This window comes from Streptococcus sp. HMSC074B11, assembly GCF_001808705.1.
Lineage (GTDB): Bacteria > Bacillota > Bacilli > Lactobacillales > Streptococcaceae > Streptococcus.
In genome coordinates this window covers 137,014-159,332 of sequence record NZ_KV794288.1, presented here as the reverse complement: position 1 = coordinate 159,332, position 22,319 = coordinate 137,014, and the positions used below count along the sequence as shown (strand labels likewise).

Here is a 22,319-nt window from a genome sequence, read left to right as displayed (position 1 = left end):
GTAAGTATTTAGTTATAACTAAATACTTACTAATCATATATGCAATTGTTTAATTATTAAAGGATTTTTACTATGCAAGAGGTCATTATTACAAATAAAAAATTAGATTATTTATTAAAATAATCTGAATGTAAGAATCTAATTTTATACTCTAAAACTGGAAATATAGATTACTTTAAGTTAGATGATAGAATCAGGCGAGATTTATCTAATTTAGATTTAGAGATTTTATATGCAGATACTAGAGATTATGATATTGCATATGCATTATCACAATGTATAGGTGCAAAATTTTTAAAAATTAAAACAGAAGCCTTGTTAAATAGGAATAAACAGTACATATTTATCAGTGAGTATGCAATGTCAAAAGAATTAGATAGTCTGATTATGAGATTATCAATATATAATATTACATACTTAGTTTCTCATGATTTAGAGGCACTATCTGTTTTAATTACGAAATTTTTGTATCCATATAAAATTGAGGGTAATGCGAATATAATATTAAATATGCTTGATTCTTCAATTAAAGAAATCTCTAGAGAAAATTTTTAGATTGTAAATCGTAAAGGGAATGTATATGAAAAATTATGTAATTTAAAAGAAATTAACTATTTATCCGCAATCGTTCATGGTAATGGTAATTTATTATATTTAGGTCAAGAAAAATTAGTACCAGAAGCGGTAGCAATTAATAGTAATGATACGATATTAGTTGATTTTTTAGACTCTAAAAAAATAAAGTGATTTTCTTAGCTTCTTGTTTTGGAACTGTACTATCAGGAAAATCATATGTAGATGATTTAATCAAATCAAATATTGATACTATTATTACATATAGAGGACTAAAAGAAAATGGATTCGCAGAGTGTTCGTGGTTTATTTTATTGAACTATTTTGGTTTTCAATATGATGAAATAGTTAGAATAATCAGAAAAAAGAACAGTAGATGCTCCTAGGTATAGTTTGATTGGCTCTAGCTAGAATGCGTTAACGTTTTCTCCATATTGTGAGTATAGATTTGAAGATAATCATATATTGTGTCATACAGAAAATGAAAATCAATTTTACTTTGGTAAATGTAAACTGCCTTTAAATAAAAACGGAAAGGAAGTCTAAGAATGAAGAAATTTAGAAACTTTTCACGATTTTGATTTTGTTGATGGATATTATCATTATTGTTGGTGGCTAAGATACTTAGGAATAATATATAACTGTGTGTAACAAATATTTTTAATTAGTAGTATCTTATTTAAAAAAGTGGGGAGGAATATTATGTATTCTGCATTACTTGGTAATCCAGTGGAACATTCTATATCGGATGAATTATTTGAATATCTAAATAATATTATAGGAGGTTTAGACGACTATAAACATAAGAAAATTTTAGTGAACTCAGTGTGTTTAGAAGAAAAAATTAAAAATCTAATAAATGATCCACAATGCATTGGATTAAACATAACTTTACCCTATAAAAGAGAAACAATGAAATATATTGATACTTTAGATAAAGTAGCTGAGGTAACCGGATCTGTTAACAATATTTACAAAACTGAAGATATTATTATAGGAACTAATACTGATTGGAAAGGTATTTATGATGCATTAGATTTTTTCAATGTTAACCATTTAAAAAAATGTTGTATTTGGGGTACTGGAGGTACTTCAAGGGCGGCTATTTTTGCTTTACGAAAACTACAAATCTCACCAGTCATTGTATATAGAGAGCCAATTAGTGAAAATACATGGAGTTTAATGGAAAGTTTTTCTGATCTAAAGTTTATTACATATCAGGAATTGGTCAATCAACAACTTTTAAATGATATAGAGATTATAATAAATACTACACCAGTTGGAATGGTAAATTATGAAGATGATTTACCTATAAATCTTAAGCAGTTAGATAGTATTAATTATGAAGATAAATACTTTATGGATGTTGTTTTCAATCCTTTACACACTAAGCTTCATAAATATTTTAGTAGTAAAGGAGTAAAAATAATAGACGGTTTATGGGTTTTACTTTTTCAAGGGATCGAGGCATTTTCATTGTGGTGCGATAAAATCAATGATAGTAAGTATTTTTTACTAAAAGATGATATAGTACGGATACATAAATTTTTGGAAAGGAAGATACAAGAAACAGATGGTTTTTCATATAACAGTAAATCTCGATGAAATATCAGATAGCTTAGATACTTCGTTGAAATTTTTAAATAATCTATCAATTAAAAGTTGTGAATTAAGAATGATAAATAATAAAAATATTATAAAACTTAGTGACGAAGAGTTAATCAATTTAAAAGAAAAATTGCAAAAGTATAATATAACCCCGGTTTCCATTGCGAGTCCACTTTTTAAATGGAATGTAAAAGGAGAGAATTTAGAAAGTAATCTTGATTTATATGGTATGTCGACTAGTGTTACATTAAATGAACAATGGCTCTATATAAGAAAAATTATTTTTATAGCTAGATTCCTAAATATTAAATATATAAGAATATTTGGTGGAATTGGGTGTTCAGTAGATGATTTCTTGTGCAATGAACTATTTTTGAGTATGTTAAATGAGACTGATATTATTTTTTTAATTGAGAATGAGTTAGGGACTGCTGTGAGCACTGCAGACGACTTGATAAAAATAGGGCATTTTATAGATGAAAAATCGATAAAAAATTTAAAAATTTGGTTTGATATAGCTAATTATTATAGAATTGATCCCAAAGTAGGCCAGCTTATTCAAAAATTGAAAAATTATATCTATTATATTCATTGTAAGAATTATATTATTGATGATTCAGGAATATATTATGTAGAATTAGGAAAAGGAATTATCAACTTCAAAACTCTCATTCATGAAATCCGTGAACATTTTATAAATTTAATTTTTAGTTTAGAAGTACATGAAAAAGAACTGGATAAAAAGGCAGAAGTAGTGAGAAAATCCTATTTAACCCTAAGTGAGTATATTGATGGAGATTAAAATGAATTTAAGTATAGTTGGTTTAAAGAATATTCCTTATTTGAAAGAAGGTGAAAATTTAGAAAAGTTTATTGCAGAGAGTATTAAAGATTCAGATTTTTCTATTGAGGACAATAACGTACTTTGCATAGCTTCTAAAATTGTGTCTATTTCAGAAAATCAAGTTTTGTCTTTGAAACAGGTTCAAGTGAGTGATGAAGCTAAAGAAATTCAGAAGAGCATCCCTCGTAAAGATCCTAGAATAATTGAAATTATGCTCAACTTAGTTGATAGAGACCTGTCACGTTTAGATATAAAAAAAAATTACATTGGATGTAGATTGGAAAATGGTTTAAAGTTGACAAGTGGTGGAATCGATAAAAAATCAGTTGATGAAGTATTTCTCTTGCCTAAAAATCCAGATGCTTCTGCAAAAAGAATCTCAGAATATCTTAAACTGTCACTTGGTAAGAACGTGGCAGTTGTTATAACTGATAGTGATGGTAGGGAGGATAAAAGAGGAGCTACTCAAGTAGCAATTGGCATTTATGGTATTCCTCCATTGAGGAAAACAGCAGTAATAGATTCTAATGGAGAGACAATAAAATTCCAAGAAGAAACTTTATGTGACATGATTGCAGCTAGTGCTGGTTTAGTAATGGGGCAACGTGGAACAGGAATTCCTGCTGTTATTATCAAAGGCATAGAATATGAGTGGTCTGAAACGACAAATATTAAGGATGCAATTAATGAGAGTTCCAATTGAGAGTAAAAATATTTTAATGGTTGGATTTGGTAAAATTGGGAAAATAAAAGCTTATAAATGGATGGACAGAGGCTACAATGTATATGTAAAAGATATAAAATTTTGTAATTTAATATTACTTAACAAAGGAATCAGTGTAGATGATGATTTATCGAGACAATATTTTACCATTGAAATTTGTACTCCGACTAACCAACATGTAGTAGTATTGAAGAATATTGTAAAAAAATATTTATTTTCATATGTTAGTATAGAGAAACCACTTTGTAATACATTTAAAGATCTAGAGGAAATTACTTCAATCATAAAAAAGCAACCAGATTTAGAAAAAAATATTTTTGTGAGTGAACAATATTTTTATTCTACAATTTTAGATATTTTCTCAAATCATGGATGTTTTTCTTTGAGTGGAACAGAAAAAATACAGATTGAATTTTCTAAAAATAGAATCTCGGATAATGAAAATGGAAGATTTTTAGATGAGGAGATATTAGGTTACGGAATCGAACTTCCGCATATATTAGCAATTTTAAGATATTTAGGAATATCATCAGATGAATTTGTTAATGGTGTTTTTGTAAATAATCTTTATATAAAAGATTTAAGAAACCATGATTATTCGATAGAAATTTTATCTAGAATTAGAAATATATCGATACAAATTAACAGTAATTTAGGGAGTTTTTCGATAAAAGATGGAAAGCAGATGAATCGGAAAAATGGAACAGTAAGAACTGCTAGAATTGATGACTCAATTCTGATTTTTGATCCACATCCTAAGATTGAAAGATATAGAAGTGAGTTAATTAATGGTGATAATAAAATTCAAATTTCTGATGATATGATAGATAAACAATTAACATTATTAGAAGAGAATAGGATACCAAGAGGGTGTGATATTATTAGTGCTATTGAAATAACAAAAGTGTTACTTAAATTATATTTAGAATGCAATAAAATTTATGTATAGAGGTATAAATTATGGAATTAAAAATTACTAATGATTTTTATAGTCCAAGTCAATTAGCATATGAGGTTGTAGAACGTAAAGGATTAGGTCATCCTGATACCTTAGCTGATGGGATAGCAGAGCAAATTGAAATTGATTATTCTCAGTACTGTTTGAATAGATTTGGCATTATTCCACATCATAATTTTGATAAAATCATTATAAGAGGTGGACATTCCATTCAGAATTTTGGTGGTAGTGACTTTATTGAACCAATTAAAATTATTTTTTTAGGTAGGGCGAGCAAAAAATGTTTTGATATTCCAATTCCACTTTTTAAAATTCAAAAAAAAGCTGCAACTAAATATTTAAATAGAATTCTCCCCAACTTAGATGTTGAAAATTACGTAGAATTCGAAACATTGACTTCAGATTTTACTACAAAATCTAATTGGTTCTCCCCTACTACAATAGAAGACTTACCAGAGTATAAAGATGTACCAAAGGCAAATGATACAGCTACAATGATAAGTTATTGGCCCTTAACAATTTCTGAAGAATTAGCCTTAATGATTGAAGGGTATTTTTATAAATTAGATATCAATAAATTGCCAACGCCACGATTTATTCAAATGGGTGGAGATATTAAAGTGATGGTTGTAAGGAACGATTTACATTATTCTATTAGAATAAATTTTCCCTTAATAAGTAAATTTTTTAACAACGAGATTGAAAGTAGGCTATATGTTGATAAACATGTAGAAAAAATTAAGGAGTATGTTGAACAAAAGTATAAAAAGCTAAACTATTCTATTGATTATAATTACTATTTAACTTCTACAGGTTCTTGTATTGATTTTGGAGAAGAAGGTGCCGTAGGTCGAGGGAATAAAACTCATGGTATCATATCAAGCTTTAGACCAAATACTATGGAAGCACCAGCAGGTAAAAATTGTACTTATTTTGTAGGGAAAGTTTGGGGATTTTTATCTGATATTATTGCTAAAGATATTTATGAAACGTTTAAGACTCCATGCCAAGTAATTATGCAGTCAAATATTGGTTCAGAACTGTATAAACCAACCCATTTATATATTCAAACAGAAGAAAGTATTGATCAAACAAGGGTATTGGAAATTATTAATAGGCATTTATGTAAAGGTTCAAAAAATACGAATCTAATTTTATCAACTCAACATTTTATTCCTAAAACCAATGTTTATAATGGATAAGACAATTTTATATTTTGGGTTTGTCGGAATTTCTTTTGATGTACCTCGCTTTATATTTCAAAATATAAAAGAGCAGGATAATAAAATAAGATGTTCTAGCGAAACAATAAAGATTTTAGGTAGTGTAAAATTTATTGAGAGTAATCAACAATATATAAAATATAATGGCAATGGAAGTATTTTAGTTTATGGTAGATTAGATTATTTTAAAGAAGGTATTTCACTATATTACATTGGAGAGTATTTAGCTGAGTGTCTTTTGATTGAGCAGGATAATACATTATTAATTCATGCAGCGTCAGTTTATAATCCTATAACGGATCATTCAATTTTACTCTTAGGGGATAAAGGTGCTGGAAAAACTACTGTCGCACTCAGACTTTGTATAGAACATGGATACCACCTTATAGGTAATGATCAAGTAATATTTGGCTTAGATTCTGGAATATTAGTAACTTGTGCAGGAACCTCATTCTTTAAAATTAGAAGAACAGCTGTTTTGTCAGATAAATTACTATTTAGACTGTTCAGTAAATATTTTAATCATCCATCACACTTCAATCAGGCAAGCTGGGATGATAAAATTTCAATTGACCCAGGAGAGTTAGGGATACGTACTTGTAATTTTTCTGTTGAAATTTCAGAAATTTATTACATAAAAGCAGACAAACAAGAAAAACAAATATGTCAATCAATTTGGAATGATAGTTTAGCCAGCTTATTTCTAAATGAAATATTGGGAAGACATATATCTGGACAAGTTGCATGTTTTCAATCAGATAAAGGAAAGTATTTTTCTGCTATGCCTTTAATAAATTATGAAAAAAATAATAGAGTACGTGAACAAATAGTAAAGAAAATTTTCACTAATAATAAATTATATAAAATTATTGCAGATTCTCCTGATAAATTAGCAAAAAAAATTTTAGAAAATGCTAGTGAAAACTCATATTACGAATGAATTGGGAATTGATGTGAATATATTGAAAAAGGAGTGGTAAATATGTTTGTGATAGGCATTCCAACCTTAAATGAGGCAGATAATATCAGTAGATTGGTTAAACAAATCGATGAGTATGCTGTAAATTTAGGGAAGGAAATTATTATTATTAATTCAGATAGTAATAGTACAGATGGAACACCTCAGATTTTTTTAGAAACAAAAACTTATAATACCAAAATTTCGATAGTATCAAAGCTAAAGGGAAAAGGTTATAACGTGAGAAATATTTTTGAATATACGATAAATAATTTTTCAAGTTTTTCAGGTTTGATTTTGATTGACGGGGACGTTGTCTCATTGGAAAAAATATGGCTAGAAAAAATGTTTATGTCAATTGAATCTGGTTATGATCTTATAATCCCAAATTATGCTAGAAAATTTTTTGAAGGAAATGCGACGAATCATTTTATTTATCCTATGTTAGTGAAAATTTTTAAAAGTGACGTACCTTATCAATGTATTTCTGGCGATTTTGGTTTTTCAAAGGAACTGGTAAAAGAGTTAACTTTGAAGTGTAATTGGCACAAGTATTCAAAAGGTTACGGAATAGATATCTTTTTAACCTTAACTGCGATGTTAAAGTCATACAAAATTAAGGAAATTGATTTACAATCAAAGATTCATAAAAAAAGCTTTGGGAAAATTGAAAAAATTTTTTTAGAAGTTTCTCAAAGTTTTTTCGAGACTATCAAAGATGATTTTTCAAATAAAGACAGATGGATTTTAAATATAGATTTTGAGAATCATTTAAGACGGTTTATTCATTCAAATGATATCCCTTCCAACGATGATATTGAGAACTTAAAGATAAAGGCGTTATTTTTATTACAAGAAGAGAACAAGTATTCATATGGACTGTTAGATGTAGAGTGGGACAGAATATTGTCTAATGCGGTTAAAAATATTTACAATTATAGTAGTGAAGAACATTCAGTACATTTATTACCATTTTATTTGTTGAGGATATACAATTATCTAAAGTATAGTAAACTTAAAGTCTCTAATTAAATATAGAGGGAGGATGATTTATTGAATATTTTAACATATTTAGTTACTATAAATAGTAGATTCAATAGGTTGGTTTGCTTGTTTGCATTAATAGTTTATTGTTGTTACTTTGAACTATAACGATACATCTATTATAGATTGTAAATCATTATCTGAGTCAGTTTTCTTACTGAGGTACAAAAATATTCAATTTTTGAACAATTCTTTTAATAATACTCAGTAAGGTTAACGTCAGTATGAATTTTGATATTGATATTAAAAGGTAGGAATAGAAAATATGAATCTATTTTTTTAGAAAGGAGAATAGTATGATTGAGATGTTAATGGATATGTTGGGGACAATTAGAGAAACAGATCCGAGTAGAACTGCTATAAAAGATAATACAAGAGTACTTTCATATTGTGAAGTGGATACAATAACTAATATAGTAGCTAATCAAATAGTTCGCAAAATAGGGGTGAACCAACGTGTTGCTGTTATCTTACCACATGGGATTAATCAAATATTAGCTATGATTGCAATATTAAAATCGAATAACTGTTATGTTCCGATAGATTACTCTTTAAATGGAGATAAAATTAAAAAAATTTATTCATCCACCCAAGCTGTGATGTACATATCTGATAAAAATATTCCGTATTTTTCAAAAACGAATTTTTTGGATGTTTCAGAATTTATTACAAAGAAATCAGATGAGAAATTGCCGATAGAAAATCCTTTTATATACCTTAGAGAACGAGAAGCTTATATTTTGCACACATCTGGATCAACGGGTGAACCAAAAGGTGTAATAGTGTCGATAGCCAATTTAGATTATATCATTAGGAACTTGAATACTATAACACCTGCCGTCGAAGAATCTAGATATTTATTTTCAACACCATATAGTTTTGATGTATCGATCACAGAAATGTTAGGTTGGATAGTGAGCGGCAGTAGCGTATACTGTCTAGATTTGAGTGTTCCCTCGAATTATAAATGTTTGGCAGAAATTATTTTTAAAAATAAAATAACGCATCTAGCCTTTTCTCCTGCGGCATTTTTAGCATTTATAGAGAGATTAGAACAACCGATATTGCAAAAATTAGATTCTACCATTAAGTATGTTGTTATTGCTGGTGAAAAATTTAATTTATCAATTTATAGACTTTGGAAAAGAAATAAGCTAAATTTTAAATTGATTAATGCGTATGGGCCTACAGAGACTACAATATATGCGACAGCGCATATTATTACGAAAGACGAGACGGAAGACATACCCATAGGTGTTCCATTAGAGGGTGTAAAATATATCATTAAAAGCAACGGAACCCACAATTATGGTGAACTTTATATTGGCGGGAAGGGAGGATCAAAAGGGTATACTAACACAAGTCTAAATAATGAAAAATTTCCAGTAATTGATGGGGATAGATATTATTCTACTGGTGATATTGTTTACTATAAAAATGGAAGTCTTTACTATGTTGGAAGAAAAGATAATCAAATTCAGAAAAATGGAATTCGTATAGAGTTAGGGGAAATTGAAAAAGGTATTGAGAGCAATGGTAAAGTAATTCAAGTTTTAGTATTACAGATTGAAAAGCAAATAGTCGCTTTTTATACAGGATATATCAGTCCTCAAAATCTTAAAAGGTTCTGTTTAAAAAATATTTCAAAATATATGATACCCAATTCCTTTATTAAGGTTGAACAGTTTCCTATGACTATTAATAGAAAGATAGATAAAACTTTTTTAAAAGAAATATTTAAAGAGAGAAATCAAAATAATTTGGTAAGTGCAGCTGATTATAATAATCTAAGTGATGATGAAGTACAGATTTTAAAACTAGTATCTAAGAAATTAAATATTTCTATTACTAAGTTGGATATTTCAAAAGATTTTTTTGAAAATGGAGGAGATTCACTTTCTTTATTTACATTTATATTAGATCTTGAAGATTACTATGGAGTTTCAATACCCATGGATGATATTTATGGGAAAAAACTCTATGATTTGATTCGAGAACTTAAGGGCAATATAAAAAGAAAATTACATGTAGAAAAAACTGATAACTTGCTGGACATGAGAAATGAAGATTTTTATTCAAAGACTGAAATAAAATTTTTATATGACAGTTATTTAAGAAATACCAATAAAGTGATTTCCAAATTTCAGGCTATACATTGCCAAAGAATTTACTATTATGATAACTATAGAAATATTTTAACTTCAACCTTTGAATATAAAAATTGTAGTATTGAAAAAATTAAATCAGTTGTCCAACAAGTGGTTGCTTCAAATAGTTTATTGCACTCAAAAATCTCTGTAGATGAAAAACGAATGGACTTTGAAATTGTAAAACCTAATTTGGATATACCAGTATTAAAAGTATCAAACCAATCTGAACTAACTTATTTGGAAGATCTACTTGAAGATGTTGGGGAAGATATGATTCCTACATCACGTAATCAAGGCGGACAATTAGCGATGCCAATTATTATTAGCAACGGATTGAATGGGAAAATTATTATTCAAATGGACCATTCTATATCCGATTTATCCAGTATCAGTATTATAAAAAAGCAAATTGGTAGACTAGTTAGTGGTATCGAAGATACATTAACAAATGATGAAAATTATAAATATTATTGTGAGAAAATAAGAGAAATAAACAAAAAAGATTCATTGGAAAAAAATCAATATCATCATTTATTATTGAAAGAATCTAAAAAAATTAAACACCATACGAAATTTCTTTCAGACACTTTGAATTCTTTATCGATCATCCACGCACCAGATTATTCGAATATTGATAGTATTTTATATATTTCATTTAAAATTTCAAAAAAACTTTGTAAAGCATCAGGGAATAGTACTTTAATAATATCTACAATCTTTAATAACAGAGATTTAAAGGCTCTTAATCTACAAAATACAATTGGGGATTGTCATAGTTCTAAATATTTGATTTATAGAGAAGAAGACACCTTTGAGGAATATAAAAAAAGGAATTTCCCCCTTTTCATCAGTGAAGATGATAATGTAATCTACTATAGACCTGGGTTCATTTTTAATGAATTTTATCCAAATGTGTCAAACTGGCGACAAGAGATCAAGAAAAAACTTGCTAGTATTTCTTTGGTTTCTTTAAACTTTATAGGTATTATTAGTGAGCAGAAAAAGAAGCAATATTTAGATTCTTTTTCTGATATATCTGAATTCTTAGGTAAACACCCTAGAATTTATATAACTTCATTCAGGTATAAAAATCAATTTTATATTTTATCTAACAAAAAAATTGATTTATAAAAAGCTTTATAATAGAGGGTAATATGAAAATCACAGTCGTAGGTATTGGATATGTTGGGTTATCAATAGGGGTACTACTTGCAAGAGAACATGTAGTTACTTTTTTTGATATTGACAATAAAAAAGTTGATTTAATAAATAAAAGGCAATCTCCTCTAAAAGAGAACGCTATAAAGAAATTTTTGCTTGAGGCAAAAAATATTAATGCAACTACATCTGAAGAATTGGCTTATAAGGATGCAACTTTTATAATATTGACATTGCCAACCAATCTGAAAATGAATAAGCTTGATACTTCCTATGTCGAAATTACAATAGATAATATTTTAAAGATAAATAAAAAGGCTACAATTGTTGTAAAGTCAACAGTTCCAATAGGTTTTACCAAATATTTAAGAAATCGTTTTAACTATAATGATATAATTTTTTCTCCTGAGTTCCTTCGGGAAGGTTATACTATTCATGATCAATTGTATCCTTCTAGGATTATTGTTGGTAATGAATCTAAAAATTCTCAATTATTTTTAGACATAATGATGAAAATAGCAGTTGAAGAAAACTTGCCAACTTTATTAATTGGATCTTCTGAAGCAGAAGCGATAAAGCTATTTTCGAATGCATACTTAGCACAAAAAATTGCTTTTTTTAATGAGTTGGATACATTTGCTGAGATGCAGAATTTAGACTCTAAAAAAATTATTGAGGGGATGGGGTACGATTGTAGAATAGGAAATTCGTATAATAATCCTTCATTCGGTTTTGGTGGTTACTGTCTTCCTAAAGATGTTAAGCAATTAGAGTATCATTTTAAAGATATTTCTGCGCCAATTATTACAAGTATAAACAAGTCTAATTTATTTAGAAAAGTTCATATAGCAAAAATGATTTTAAATAGCTCAGCTAAAACCATTGGAATTTATAGAATTAATTCAAAAAAAGAGTCAGATAATTGCAGAGAATCTTCTACAATTGATGTTGTTAGACATATAAAAAGAAGTGGCAGAGATGTTGTAATATTTGAGCCTTTAATTAAAGACAAAATGTTTTTGGATTGCCCTATAATTAATGATTTTAATGAGTTTAGTGCTCATTCTGATATTATAGTTGCTAATAGAATAGATGACATTCTGATGAAATATAACTCAAAAGTTTTTACACGAGATATTTTTCAATATGATTAACAAAAAGATTGATATTTGAACAAAGTATTTTTTATTTAATAATTTCGGTTAATAGTTGTCGTACCCGAGAATTTTAAAGGTCTATAAAATGAATAATATGAAAAAAAATATTCTATACTTGGTGTATAGTAAAGGTATATCTCGAATAGGAGATGTTATGTTTGACTACGCTAATAACAGATTTCTTGCAGGGATCAATCCAACGTCACTATCGTTAGTTGCTATCTATCAATCATTAGAAAGTGTGATAGGAGTTCTATTTAATTTATTCGGTGGAGTCATTGCAGATAGCTTCAATCGGAAAAAAATTATTATTGCTACAAACATCTTATGTGGTCTTTCTTGCATAACTCTTTCATTTATATCCCAAGAACAATGGTTGGTTTATGCGATAGTCATAACAAATGTCATTTTGGCTTTTATGAGTGCTTTTTCAGGGCCATCATACAAAGCTTTTACGAAAGAAATTGTAAAAAAGGACAGTATATCACAACTTAATTCATTGTTAGAAACAACAAGTACTGTGATTAAAGTAACAATTCCTATGATTGCAACTTTCTTATATAAGTTACTTGGGATACATGGTGTGTTATTATTAGATGGATTATCGTTTTTAATTGCTGCCTCACTAATTTTCTTCATTACTCCTGTAAATGAGGAGGTGGAGACAAAAGAGAATATGACAATAAGAGGAATCTTTGATGATTTAAAAATAGGATTTACGTATGTATATAGTCATAAACAAATTCTTATTATAATTGCCCTTTCAGCACTTGTTAACTTTTTTCTAGCAGCCTATAATTTGTTGCTGCCATACAGTAATCAAATGTTTGGAAGTTTTTCAAGTGGGCTATATGGAACCTTTTTAACAGCCGAAGCGATTGGTGGCTTTATGGGTGCGATATTAAGTGGATTTATCAATAAATCCTTGTCAAGCAAACGTTTAATGCTCTTTTTAGCATATTCAGGTTTGATGTTAATGCTAGTAGCGCCGCTCTATTATATGTTCCGCAACGTCATTATTTTAGCCTTTTCTCCAGCATTATTTAGTCTATTTCTTTCCATTTTTAATATCCAATTTTTCTCTATTGTTCAAAGAGACGTAGATAATGAGTTTCTTGGCAGAGTATTTGGAATCATCTTTACGGTAGCTATTCTTTTTATGCCACTAGGTACTGTTTTTTTCTCAGTAGTTTTAAATCCTAACAATACTTTTAATCTTTTTATTATTGGTGTATCTATTACGATATTATCGCTAATATTCAGCACGCTATTGAAGAGGTATGATAGAAGTTGATAGATAATAAAAATAGCTGATATAGAGAATTTAGAGCGCCTTTGGAATATATTTTTGGAATTTAATCAATCACAGTTGAATGTGAAGGGCAATCTGTTTTATAAGAATACAATCAAGATATCATTATGCTATTACTTTAGTTCAGTTAAAATATTGAGAAGTATTACTTTTATTTAAAAAGCATCATAAAGGAATCCAATTAATTTTTAATGATTTTTCTAATCTAATTTTGTGGTTATTGACAAATAAAGTCTAGTTAATTGCTTTGAAATCCATGGATTGGTTTATATACATCTGTTAATGCAACGGATAATTTTATTGATAAGTAGGGAGTGGCTATTATTCAACTTTTAGGTTCTGAAAGTAAGAGATTCATATTAGAAATATTATGTTGACCATTTTTCAATTTGCTGGTTAGTAGTAATCTGGATATCATTAATCCCTTCCTTAACAAAATTATGTGACTTTTGTTACCGGATTACTGCTGATTTTTTAATAGCTTATAACATTTTTAGACGGTTAATAGATTTTGACCGTCTTTCTTAATATTGTCTTACCTATAATAGATATGCTTATGAGATATGTTTAATAAATTAATTTTAGTTCAAAATGTCCAGTTAGGACACTTTGAATGATTTCTTAGTTTTATATATTATACTTTTCTCAGGAGAAAGCTAGATGTACAGACGTTTGAGAGATTTGAGGGAAGATCACGATTTGACCCAAAAACAAATAGCTAAAATACTTTCGTTTACAAACTCAGCTTATGCTAAAATTGAACGGGGTGAGCATACGTTAACAGCAGATGTATTGGTAACTCTCTCAAACTTTTACGATGTCAGTACAGACTACCTATTGGAATTGACAGATTTTCCTGATAAAATTCGCTTTAGAAAATAATCTCCTCAATTTCATAGAGTGTGAAAATGTGGAGATTATTTTATTTGGTTCTTTGACAATTAAATAGTCCAAAATGGTACTTTCCTCATTTGTGGAGCAGATTTGAATGGTTCGCCATGATAAGAGCGATTTTAAAACCATCAATAAAATAGAGCGATACTTTATATGCCATGATACAAATGATATACAATGATACTTCTGACCGTTCAGGCTGCCAACGTAAAAGAGCAGCAAGTGAAATTCTTATGATGACTTCATCAGTCATGCCATGGAGGAAATTGATAAAAGATAAAAGGGAAGTGATTTTTTGAAATCAAATTTAGAAAATTATATAGTCGAGCTAGAGATGCTAAATCTATTATTCTTAAAAAAACTTATTAGCGAAAAAGAATATGAAAAAATAAAGCTGAAACTGCGTAAAATATACACAAATTAGCTGACCTTTTTTATTGGTTGCGGTAAAATAAATGCAGAGAAATAGGAGGTTAAGCCATGTCAAATAACGTTGAAATTATAAAAGCAAATCCTTTAGTAACTAGAAGAAATGATAATAGTGGTTCTTTATCGAGGAGAGTAGCAGCATATTGTCGTGTTAGTTCCGATAGTGATGATCAAAAAAATAGCTATGATTCTCAAGTTCGTCATTATAGAGAGTATATATCACAGCACCAAGATTGGATTTTGGTTGACATTTATGCTGATGAAGGGATTTCAGGAACTCAAGTTGGAAAAAGACAAGATTTTCAAAGATTGATTTCAGATTGCCTTGATGGAAAAATAGACTATATCATTACCAAAGCCATTGCTCGCTTTGCTAGAAATACATTAGATACTCTCAAATATGTTCGTTTGCTCAAAGATAAACAAATTGGTGTATTTTTCGAAGAAGAAAATATTGATACTTTAACTATGGATGGTGAGTTACTATTGACGATATTAAGTTCAGTGGCTCAACAGGAAGTTGAAAATACATCTGCCCATGTTAAAAAAGGTTTAAAAATGAAGATGCAACGTGGAGAACTTATTGGTTTTCAAGGTTGTCTTGGTTATGACTATAATCAAGATACAAAGTCGATATCAATAAATGAAAAAGAAGCCAAGATAGTACGTTATATTTTTGAACGATACATTGATGGTATTGGGGGTAGGGCAATAGCTAGAGAACTTGATGAACTAGGTTATAAAACTCCGAGAGGTCTTGATCACTGGCAAGATACAACAGTTTTAGGAATTATTAAAAACGAGAAGTATAAAGGTGATATTCTAATGGGAAAAACTTTCACTGTTGACCCCATTAGTAAGAGACGTTTAATAAATTTCGGTGAAGAAGATAAATACTACATTAAAAATAATCATGATGCAATAATTAGTCCAGAAATTTTTACACAGGCGCAAGAAATTCGATTACGGAGATCAGGAAACAAAAAAACTATAGCAAATACAAAAGGTAAACGAGAAAGATATTCAAGAATGTACCCTTTTAGCAGTAGATTAGAATGTGGTTTTTGTGGTACTGTTCTGTCTAGAAGAAGTTGGCACTCTAGTTCAGAGTACAAAAAGATTATTTGGCACTGTACAACATCTATAAAGAGAGGTAAAAAGCATTGCACTCATAGTAAAGGGATAGAGGAAAAAGCAATAGAAAATGCTTTTTTACAGAGCTACCAACAGTTGTTTTATGAAAATAATAACCTAACTGAAGACTTTCTTGAAATTATAAAAGAAGAGCTTACTGATGATACCTTAAAAGTGGAGTTGAATAAGATAGTAAGTAAATTAAATTCGTTGTACAAAAAAGAAGAAAAATTAGTTTCAATGAATCTAGATGGAAAAATAAGTGATTCTGTATATGAAGATAAATTCAATCAAATACAAATTGAGAAAGAAAAACTTTTAGAAGAAAAAGTAAACTTAGAAGTAACTTTAAAATCAGAAGTTGATATAAAAAGTAGATTAGAAAATTTTAAAGAAATTTTAACTTCACAAAAGACTTTGACGGAGTTTGACAAGGACATTTTTGAAAGTATCGTTGAAAAAATCATAGTAGGCGGAATAAATTCTGATGGAGAAATTGATCCAGCAATGTTGACTATAATTTTTAAAACAGGAGATTCTTCGACTAAAGATGCAAAATCTTACAAATCTAAAAGGAAGAATGCTAAAATAGATAATGATAAATTGTGTTTTAATTCCGTAACCGATGAAGAAAAAAAGTGTACAAATAAAGAAAACAACGCATGTTGAGTGTGTAAGTTTGTTAGTGAAACGGAGTTAATCCTCAAAAGGTTCACCCAAACCTTTTGAGTCCCGCAGACGCATCATGTTGAGTGTGTAAGTTTGTTAGTGAAACGGAGTTAATCCTCAAAAGGTTCACTCAAAAGGTTTGAGTCCCACAAACGCATCATGTCGAGGCAGTAGCGTTGTTGCGAAGAGTAAAAGGATGAAAATCTTTTATTTCAAGCGTTTTGTCTTTGTAGATAAAGGCAATTTTGACATCAAAAAAGTCCTAAAATGGTACATAGAAGTAAATGTATTTGTGGCTATCGCCCGCATATCAGAAAAATGAATACAATAATAAATATTTATATCTCAACCGAGAACTATTCTATATGGTTCTCGTTTTTTTTGCGTTTAAGGAGAAATTTTGTAGAAAAAATACAGTCGTCACGTCATATCGTGATTTCTTATCTAGTCCGACAAATGGACCTGGATATTGTTGAAGCAACAACTGTGATTGCTGATTTGGAAAAGAGTGGCTTGGTTCAAATCCAACCAAGTGGTGAATTGGAGAAAAAGAGTGTGTAGGTATCTCATGAAATGGATTATAGTAAATCAATATCAAAAGTCTGAGCGCTTTTACAAGCTCATAAAGATTCTTTTGGAGGATGAACAGCATAAGGACATGAAGCTGAAAGTCAAGGTGGCTTATGCACTTCTTAAAACTCGTCTAGAGCTTTTGGGGGAGGACAGTCCCTATTTTACCAACTGTCTTCAGGATTTCTTTGGAAATACGGTTAGTCCAGCTAGTCCCCTCAGCTCTTTCTAACCTACTGGGAGGGTAATTCAGGAGACAAGTTACTAGGATGCAAGACCAGAGAGACAGAGTAGTATTACCAGATTGAAAAGGTTTTTTGTCAGCCAAATGGAGTCACAGCCCAAAGTGATTCTAAGGCTTTTGAAAGTGTTCGAAGGGATGGTAACTCGATTTCAGGAGGTAGCGATGGTATTGTTATGCTATGGCCAGTGTACCTGGGGAGTAGCAGCTCGAATCAAGCAGTTAGGATTAAAACTCAAGGACAGAAATGGGAAAAAGATTCCCATTACAACATCACGGGAATTGCTCAAGACTAGGTGGCAACCGCTGCAATTCTGGGTGGGGAAACAGGCTCTATTCCAAGAGCTGAAGTTATTATCTCATTTGTCGGTGACAGTCATGGGACCTTTGATCCTTATTGTCATGTGTCTTTTGTCAAGGAGGTCTATCCAGATAATTCTTTTCTGGTATGTCGATGAAGACGGTTTTCTCAGGTAGACAATAGTACTATGAATTTTGCTTATGCGACGAAATAGAGAGTCTTTAATTGAAATTTTCTAATATTTTGCTGACTTATAGTTTTTGTAAGTCACTTTTTTATTATCAAAAAACTTGCATTTTCTCATTTGAAATGATAAAATACGGATAAAATGATAAAAAGGAAAAACAATGAATGTTAAAAAGATAATTTCTATTTTTCAATCGTTTTATATTAATGTAAGTGTTGAAAAAATAGCTTTAACTTTACCAATTAGTTTTGAAAAAAGATTTCAATATGCTCAAATGAAGTTTCATAAGGAGTCATTTTTATTGATTAAAGAAAAGAGAAGAGGAAGTTTAGACTCATTTGTTACTCAAGCTCGTATTATGGGCGAAAAAGCTAGCATGGACGTTGTTTTGGTATTTTCAAAGCTATCAGACATTGAAAAAAAACAACTCCTTCAAGCTAGAGTTCCTTTTGTAGATTTCAAGGGAAATCTCTTTTTTCCTCCATTGGGATTAGTATTGAATGCTAATGATGATGTTGCAACATCTAAAGAATTAACACCTAGCGAACAATTAACTTGGATTGCCTTTTTATTGACAAAAGTTCAAAAAGTAGTAGATGTTGATATGCTTTCACAGGTAACTGGACTTCCAAACTCAACGATTTATAGATGTTTGAGGACTTTTAAAACTTTAGATTGGTTAAATAAGCCAAATAAACTTTACACCTATACTGCATCAAAGAAAGAATTATTCTTAAAATCAGAGTCCTATTTATTTAATCCAATCAAAAAACGGCTCTTATTGCCCAATGTAGATTTAGAGAATATAAAATCTGCTTCTAGGCTTCTATACGGTGGTACTTATGCTTTATCTTATTTGACTTTTTTAGCTGAATCGGATGAAAATAGTAGCTATGTCATATCGCATAGACAATTCAATAAATTATCCTTGCCATTATCTCAGCATGTTTTAGAAGGCAAGGTATTAGAGATATGGCGATATAGTCCTTTTGTATCTGAATTTTGGAACGATTTTAAAGAAAATCAAGATAGACAGTTTGTAGATCCTATTTCTCTTTATTTGACCTTAAAAGATGATGATGATCCACGTGTGGAGGAAGAGATTGAAGTACTAAAAAGTAATATATTACAGTATCTAGGAGAAGATGATGCCAGCTAATACGAAAGCTATTTTTCAAGAAATGTTTGCGAATTTTCAAGACTATTATGTTTTGATTGGAGGGACTGCAACCTCTATTGTATTGGACTCGCAAGGATTTAAAAGTCGGACAACAAAAGATTATGATATGGTAATCATTGATGAATTAAAAAATAAGGAATTTTATGATACCTTGAATCACTTTTTAGAATTGGGAGAATATCAAGGAAGTCAGAAGGATGAAAAAGCACAGCTATTTCGATTTACAACAAATAAACCTGAGTTTCCTTCTATGATTGAACTATTTAGTATTTTACCAGAATACCCATTAAAGAAGGAGGGGAGAGAAACACCCTTACATTTTCATGAAGATGCTAGTTTGTCGGCCTTATTATTGGATAAGGATTATTATAATATATTGGTGCATGAAAAAGAATCCATTCAGGGATACTCGGTGTTGAGTAATCGTGGTTTAATTATTTTCAAGGCTAAAGCTTGGTTGGATATGAGAGAACGCTCTGCCACAGGTACTCAAGGTTTAAGTAAAGCCATTAAAAAACATTTGAACGACATTACTCGATTAATAGCTTTATTAGTAGGGAGTGAAAAGCTATCAAATATAACCTCTAGTGACACGGTAAAAGCAGATATGCACCGTTTTGTGATAGAACTTGAGTCTGTGATATCAACTATTCCTCAAAATGATGATATTTTGTTGAATCGAAATGAAGTTTTTGAAATTTTGAAAGATTTTTTAGATAGTTAAAATAATTGTAGAAACATAGGTATATTGGAATGTGGCATACTTGTTTATGTCTGGGAGGACTGATGCGTCAGTTCTCCCGTTTTTTATGTTCAAGTTACTTGATTTAGTTCAGGTGGCTTTTGTGCTGTTTTTTTCATGCGATAACCATTTCAGGGCGTCTTTGGTAGGATGTGAGAGAATTCTAAATAGCAGGAGATAGTCACATGTTGATTCAATAAAAAGGGGAGAAACATATTTTTCGTAAAAGTAAAAAATACGCTCTTTGTTCGGTTGCGATTGGAACTTTGATGAGCGCAGTTGTTGGTCAAGGTGGACAGTCGCTCCATGTAGATGAAGTTGGGAGAACAGAAAATCCTGCTACCAATCTTACACAAGCAAAGCCAGCTGATAGTGCTGAACACATAATCCAAGCCAAATTAAGTGGTCAGGCAAGTGGAGAATTACCCTTTACCGTTTCGAACGAGGAATTAGATAAAGTAGCCCAAATAGATAAGGATGAAGACGTTCAAGTTGTCACAGATAAGGAAGTCAATCTGGCTACAATAAAAACAGCTGTGGAAACAAGCGTCGCTCTTTCAAAAGTACAGACTGACTCTGATAAGCAGGTCTCGGAAGTTAAGAAAGTGACAGCTGATTATGCATTGGGAAATTATGGCCTATCTCCTTTAAACTCAATCAATTTTCATAAAGCTAGATGGAAAGAAATGGTAAAACCTTATTTTGAAAAAAACGATGTCTTTACTATGCCTAAAAATGAAAATATAAGTTTCTAAAAGGAACAGAAGTAAATCTGTGTTTAACTGCAACTAGTAAGTTGCAGTTATTTGTTTTGAATAATGATATAATAGGTTAAGAAAATAATGAAAACGCTATATATTTGAAAGTTGATTAGAAAAGTAGAAAGTATGAAAACAATTGATATGATTATTAAATCATCAACTGAATTTTATAACGATTTAAAAGCTGATGAACATGATAGATATCGTTCATGGGAGCATTGTTATTCACATTTTATGACAGCTCGAAAAGAGAATGATGTGAATCTTGATTACCTGAGTTTACAACTTGCATTTTATTTAGCAAGTTGGGGGATGTATCGAGGTTCTTCATTCTTATTACAAAAGGATTATAGAGTACATATACCTGTAGTAAGAGAAATCTTAAGCAAAAAATATGATTCTCTAGCAGGAATAGAATGTAAAGATTTTAAAAATGAAACTAACCAAAAATTGCTAAAGGAAATTAATGAATTTATTGCTAGTTATTATGATGAAATCAGGCGTGAAGTGAGAGGTTCAGCACTAAAAAACAACTTATCAGAAACACTAATCACAAAGATACTGATGGGCACACTCGGTTGTGTTCCGGCATATGATAGATATTTTGTTTCTGGGATAAGATCACGAAAGATTGCAAGTGGAACCTATAACATTAAATCTATTTTACAACTAGTAGATTTTTATGAAAAAAACATAGAACAGTTAGATTCAGTTCAAAAGAATTTTATTGTTGCTGATATGCTATATCCTCAAATGAAAATACTTGATATGGGATTTTGGCAGATTGGTTTTGACTTAGATAATAAATAACTATTTACATCTAAATCTGGAGCTAATTAATGGATTTACTTTTAAATGGTGTGTTTCACCTTACAGAAAAAGTAAAGAACAATAGTAAAAGATAATTTACCGAAAAAGATTTTTGGAATTCATAGAAAACATCGTAACTATGAATCCGAGGAGATTAGTTTTGATTGATAGTAAATTTTAATTGAATAGATTATTAGCCTTCGGAGTACTATGTGCCACATATTATTTTTATAGTTAAGGAAAGGACTATACAGCATTCTATCAAGATATTTTTACATAGATGATACTGCATTTTGAATTATGACAAAGGAGTACTAACATGCCGAAATATACCGACGAAGATATTAGAAAATTAAATAAAATCACATTAAAAATTGCTAGTGATTATTTAGGTATAAGTTCACAGGCAGTTGCTATAGGTCTTAGAAATAATCTTCTTCCAATTGGTTTTGCTATTCATAATGAAGAAAGAGATAGACGTTTCACTGAGAGTTGGTCATATCATATTATCGCTGAAAGAATGATTTCATACAATCACGGTAAGCTATCAGAGATCCGTGTTGAAAATATTGAAACTAGTTTAGATAAAATTATAGAGGAATTTAACGGTTTAAAACAAGATTTACTTTTTATATTAAGCGAAAATGCAGAAGTGAAGAATTAGAAGTTTTTGAATTTGCGTTTTCGCTTGG

Annotated in this window: 19 protein-coding genes and 4 pseudogenes; all 23 read left to right on the top strand. The window is 29.8% G+C overall.

What is annotated here, in order from left to right; translation table 11 throughout:
- Window positions 1–360: 360 nt before the first annotated feature.
- Window positions 361–555, top strand: a complete 195-nt coding sequence (locus HMPREF2619_RS11670; protein WP_225915778.1) for a hypothetical protein — start codon at window positions 361–363, stop codon at window positions 553–555.
- Between the two features lie 720 nt (window positions 556–1,275).
- Complete coding sequence (locus HMPREF2619_RS08035) at window positions 1,276–2,178, top strand: shikimate dehydrogenase (protein ID WP_070460592.1); 903 nt, start codon at window positions 1,276–1,278, stop codon at window positions 2,176–2,178.
- Window positions 2,147–2,983 (top strand): sugar phosphate isomerase/epimerase family protein, encoded by an 837-nt coding sequence (locus HMPREF2619_RS08030; RefSeq protein ID WP_049538910.1) that lies wholly within the window; start codon window positions 2,147–2,149, stop codon window positions 2,981–2,983. Before HMPREF2619_RS08035 ends, HMPREF2619_RS08030 begins: the two co-directional genes overlap by 32 nt.
- Window position 2,984: 1 nt before the next feature.
- Window positions 2,985–3,728 (top strand): coenzyme F420-0:L-glutamate ligase, encoded by a 744-nt coding sequence (locus HMPREF2619_RS08025; RefSeq protein WP_037612706.1) that lies wholly within the window; start codon window positions 2,985–2,987, stop codon window positions 3,726–3,728.
- Window positions 3,712–4,698, top strand: a complete 987-nt coding sequence (locus HMPREF2619_RS08020; RefSeq protein ID WP_049538915.1) for a hypothetical protein — start codon at window positions 3,712–3,714, stop codon at window positions 4,696–4,698. Before HMPREF2619_RS08025 ends, HMPREF2619_RS08020 begins: the two co-directional genes overlap by 17 nt.
- Before the next feature lie 11 nt (window positions 4,699–4,709).
- Complete coding sequence (locus tag HMPREF2619_RS08015) at window positions 4,710–5,909, top strand: methionine adenosyltransferase (RefSeq protein ID WP_041331786.1); 1,200 nt, start codon at window positions 4,710–4,712, stop codon at window positions 5,907–5,909.
- Entirely contained in the window at window positions 5,893–6,870 is a 978-nt protein-coding gene (locus HMPREF2619_RS08010) for a phosphoenolpyruvate carboxykinase (ATP) (RefSeq protein WP_049538918.1), read from the top strand. The genes HMPREF2619_RS08015 and HMPREF2619_RS08010 overlap by 17 nt, the downstream gene beginning before the upstream one ends.
- A gap of 42 nt (window positions 6,871–6,912) precedes the next feature.
- Window positions 6,913–7,920, top strand: coding sequence for a glycosyltransferase family 2 protein (locus HMPREF2619_RS08005; RefSeq protein ID WP_049538920.1), 1,008 nt, complete (start codon window positions 6,913–6,915; stop codon window positions 7,918–7,920).
- A gap of 308 nt (window positions 7,921–8,228) precedes the next feature.
- Window positions 8,229–11,213 (top strand): non-ribosomal peptide synthetase, encoded by a 2,985-nt coding sequence (locus HMPREF2619_RS08000; protein ID WP_070460590.1) that lies wholly within the window; start codon window positions 8,229–8,231, stop codon window positions 11,211–11,213.
- 23 nt (window positions 11,214–11,236) lie between these two features.
- Complete coding sequence (locus tag HMPREF2619_RS07995) at window positions 11,237–12,394, top strand: nucleotide sugar dehydrogenase (RefSeq protein WP_049538924.1); 1,158 nt, start codon at window positions 11,237–11,239, stop codon at window positions 12,392–12,394.
- A gap of 88 nt (window positions 12,395–12,482) precedes the next feature.
- Entirely contained in the window at window positions 12,483–13,691 is a 1,209-nt protein-coding gene (locus HMPREF2619_RS07990) for an MFS transporter (protein WP_049538926.1), read from the top strand.
- A 678-nt stretch (window positions 13,692–14,369) separates the two neighbouring features.
- Window positions 14,370–14,591 carry a helix-turn-helix domain-containing protein gene (locus HMPREF2619_RS07985; RefSeq protein ID WP_000286251.1) on the top strand — a complete coding sequence of 74 codons (222 nt, stop codon included), beginning with the start codon at window positions 14,370–14,372 and terminating at the stop codon, window positions 14,589–14,591.
- Between the two features lie 492 nt (window positions 14,592–15,083).
- Complete coding sequence (locus HMPREF2619_RS07980) at window positions 15,084–16,835, top strand: recombinase family protein (protein ID WP_070460588.1); 1,752 nt, start codon at window positions 15,084–15,086, stop codon at window positions 16,833–16,835.
- Between the two features lie 381 nt (window positions 16,836–17,216).
- Entirely contained in the window at window positions 17,217–17,396 is a 180-nt protein-coding gene (locus HMPREF2619_RS10935) for a hypothetical protein (RefSeq protein WP_148130384.1), read from the top strand.
- Window positions 17,397–17,403: 7 nt separating this feature from the next.
- Window positions 17,404–17,547, top strand: a pseudogene (locus tag HMPREF2619_RS11665) (replication initiator protein A); the annotation flags it as partial.
- A pseudogene (locus HMPREF2619_RS11660) lies at window positions 17,548–18,095 on the top strand (CHAP domain-containing protein); the annotation flags it as partial.
- A gap of 199 nt (window positions 18,096–18,294) precedes the next feature.
- On the top strand, window positions 18,295–19,293 hold the full coding sequence (locus HMPREF2619_RS07965) for a hypothetical protein (protein ID WP_070460585.1): 999 nt from the start codon (window positions 18,295–18,297) through the stop codon (window positions 19,291–19,293).
- Window positions 19,283–19,747: pseudogene (locus HMPREF2619_RS11655) on the top strand (hypothetical protein); the annotation flags it as partial. The gene HMPREF2619_RS07965 and the pseudogene HMPREF2619_RS11655, both read left to right, overlap by 11 nt.
- Window positions 19,748–19,777: 30 nt before the next feature.
- Window positions 19,778–20,038 (top strand): hypothetical protein, encoded by a 261-nt coding sequence (locus HMPREF2619_RS11650; RefSeq protein ID WP_070460677.1) that lies wholly within the window; start codon window positions 19,778–19,780, stop codon window positions 20,036–20,038.
- Window positions 20,039–20,271: 233 nt separating this feature from the next.
- A pseudogene (locus tag HMPREF2619_RS11645) lies at window positions 20,272–20,361 on the top strand (putative cross-wall-targeting lipoprotein signal domain-containing proteiin); the annotation flags it as partial.
- Between the two features lie 78 nt (window positions 20,362–20,439).
- Window positions 20,440–20,811 carry a hypothetical protein gene (locus tag HMPREF2619_RS11500; RefSeq protein WP_261673729.1) on the top strand — a complete coding sequence of 124 codons (372 nt, stop codon included), beginning with the start codon at window positions 20,440–20,442 and terminating at the stop codon, window positions 20,809–20,811.
- Between the two features lie 132 nt (window positions 20,812–20,943).
- On the top strand, window positions 20,944–21,627 hold the full coding sequence (locus HMPREF2619_RS07945) for a hypothetical protein (RefSeq protein WP_070460581.1): 684 nt from the start codon (window positions 20,944–20,946) through the stop codon (window positions 21,625–21,627).
- Window positions 21,628–21,946: 319 nt separating this feature from the next.
- Window positions 21,947–22,291, top strand: coding sequence for a hypothetical protein (locus tag HMPREF2619_RS07940; protein ID WP_070460579.1), 345 nt, complete (start codon window positions 21,947–21,949; stop codon window positions 22,289–22,291).
- Window positions 22,292–22,319 lie beyond the last annotated feature (28 nt).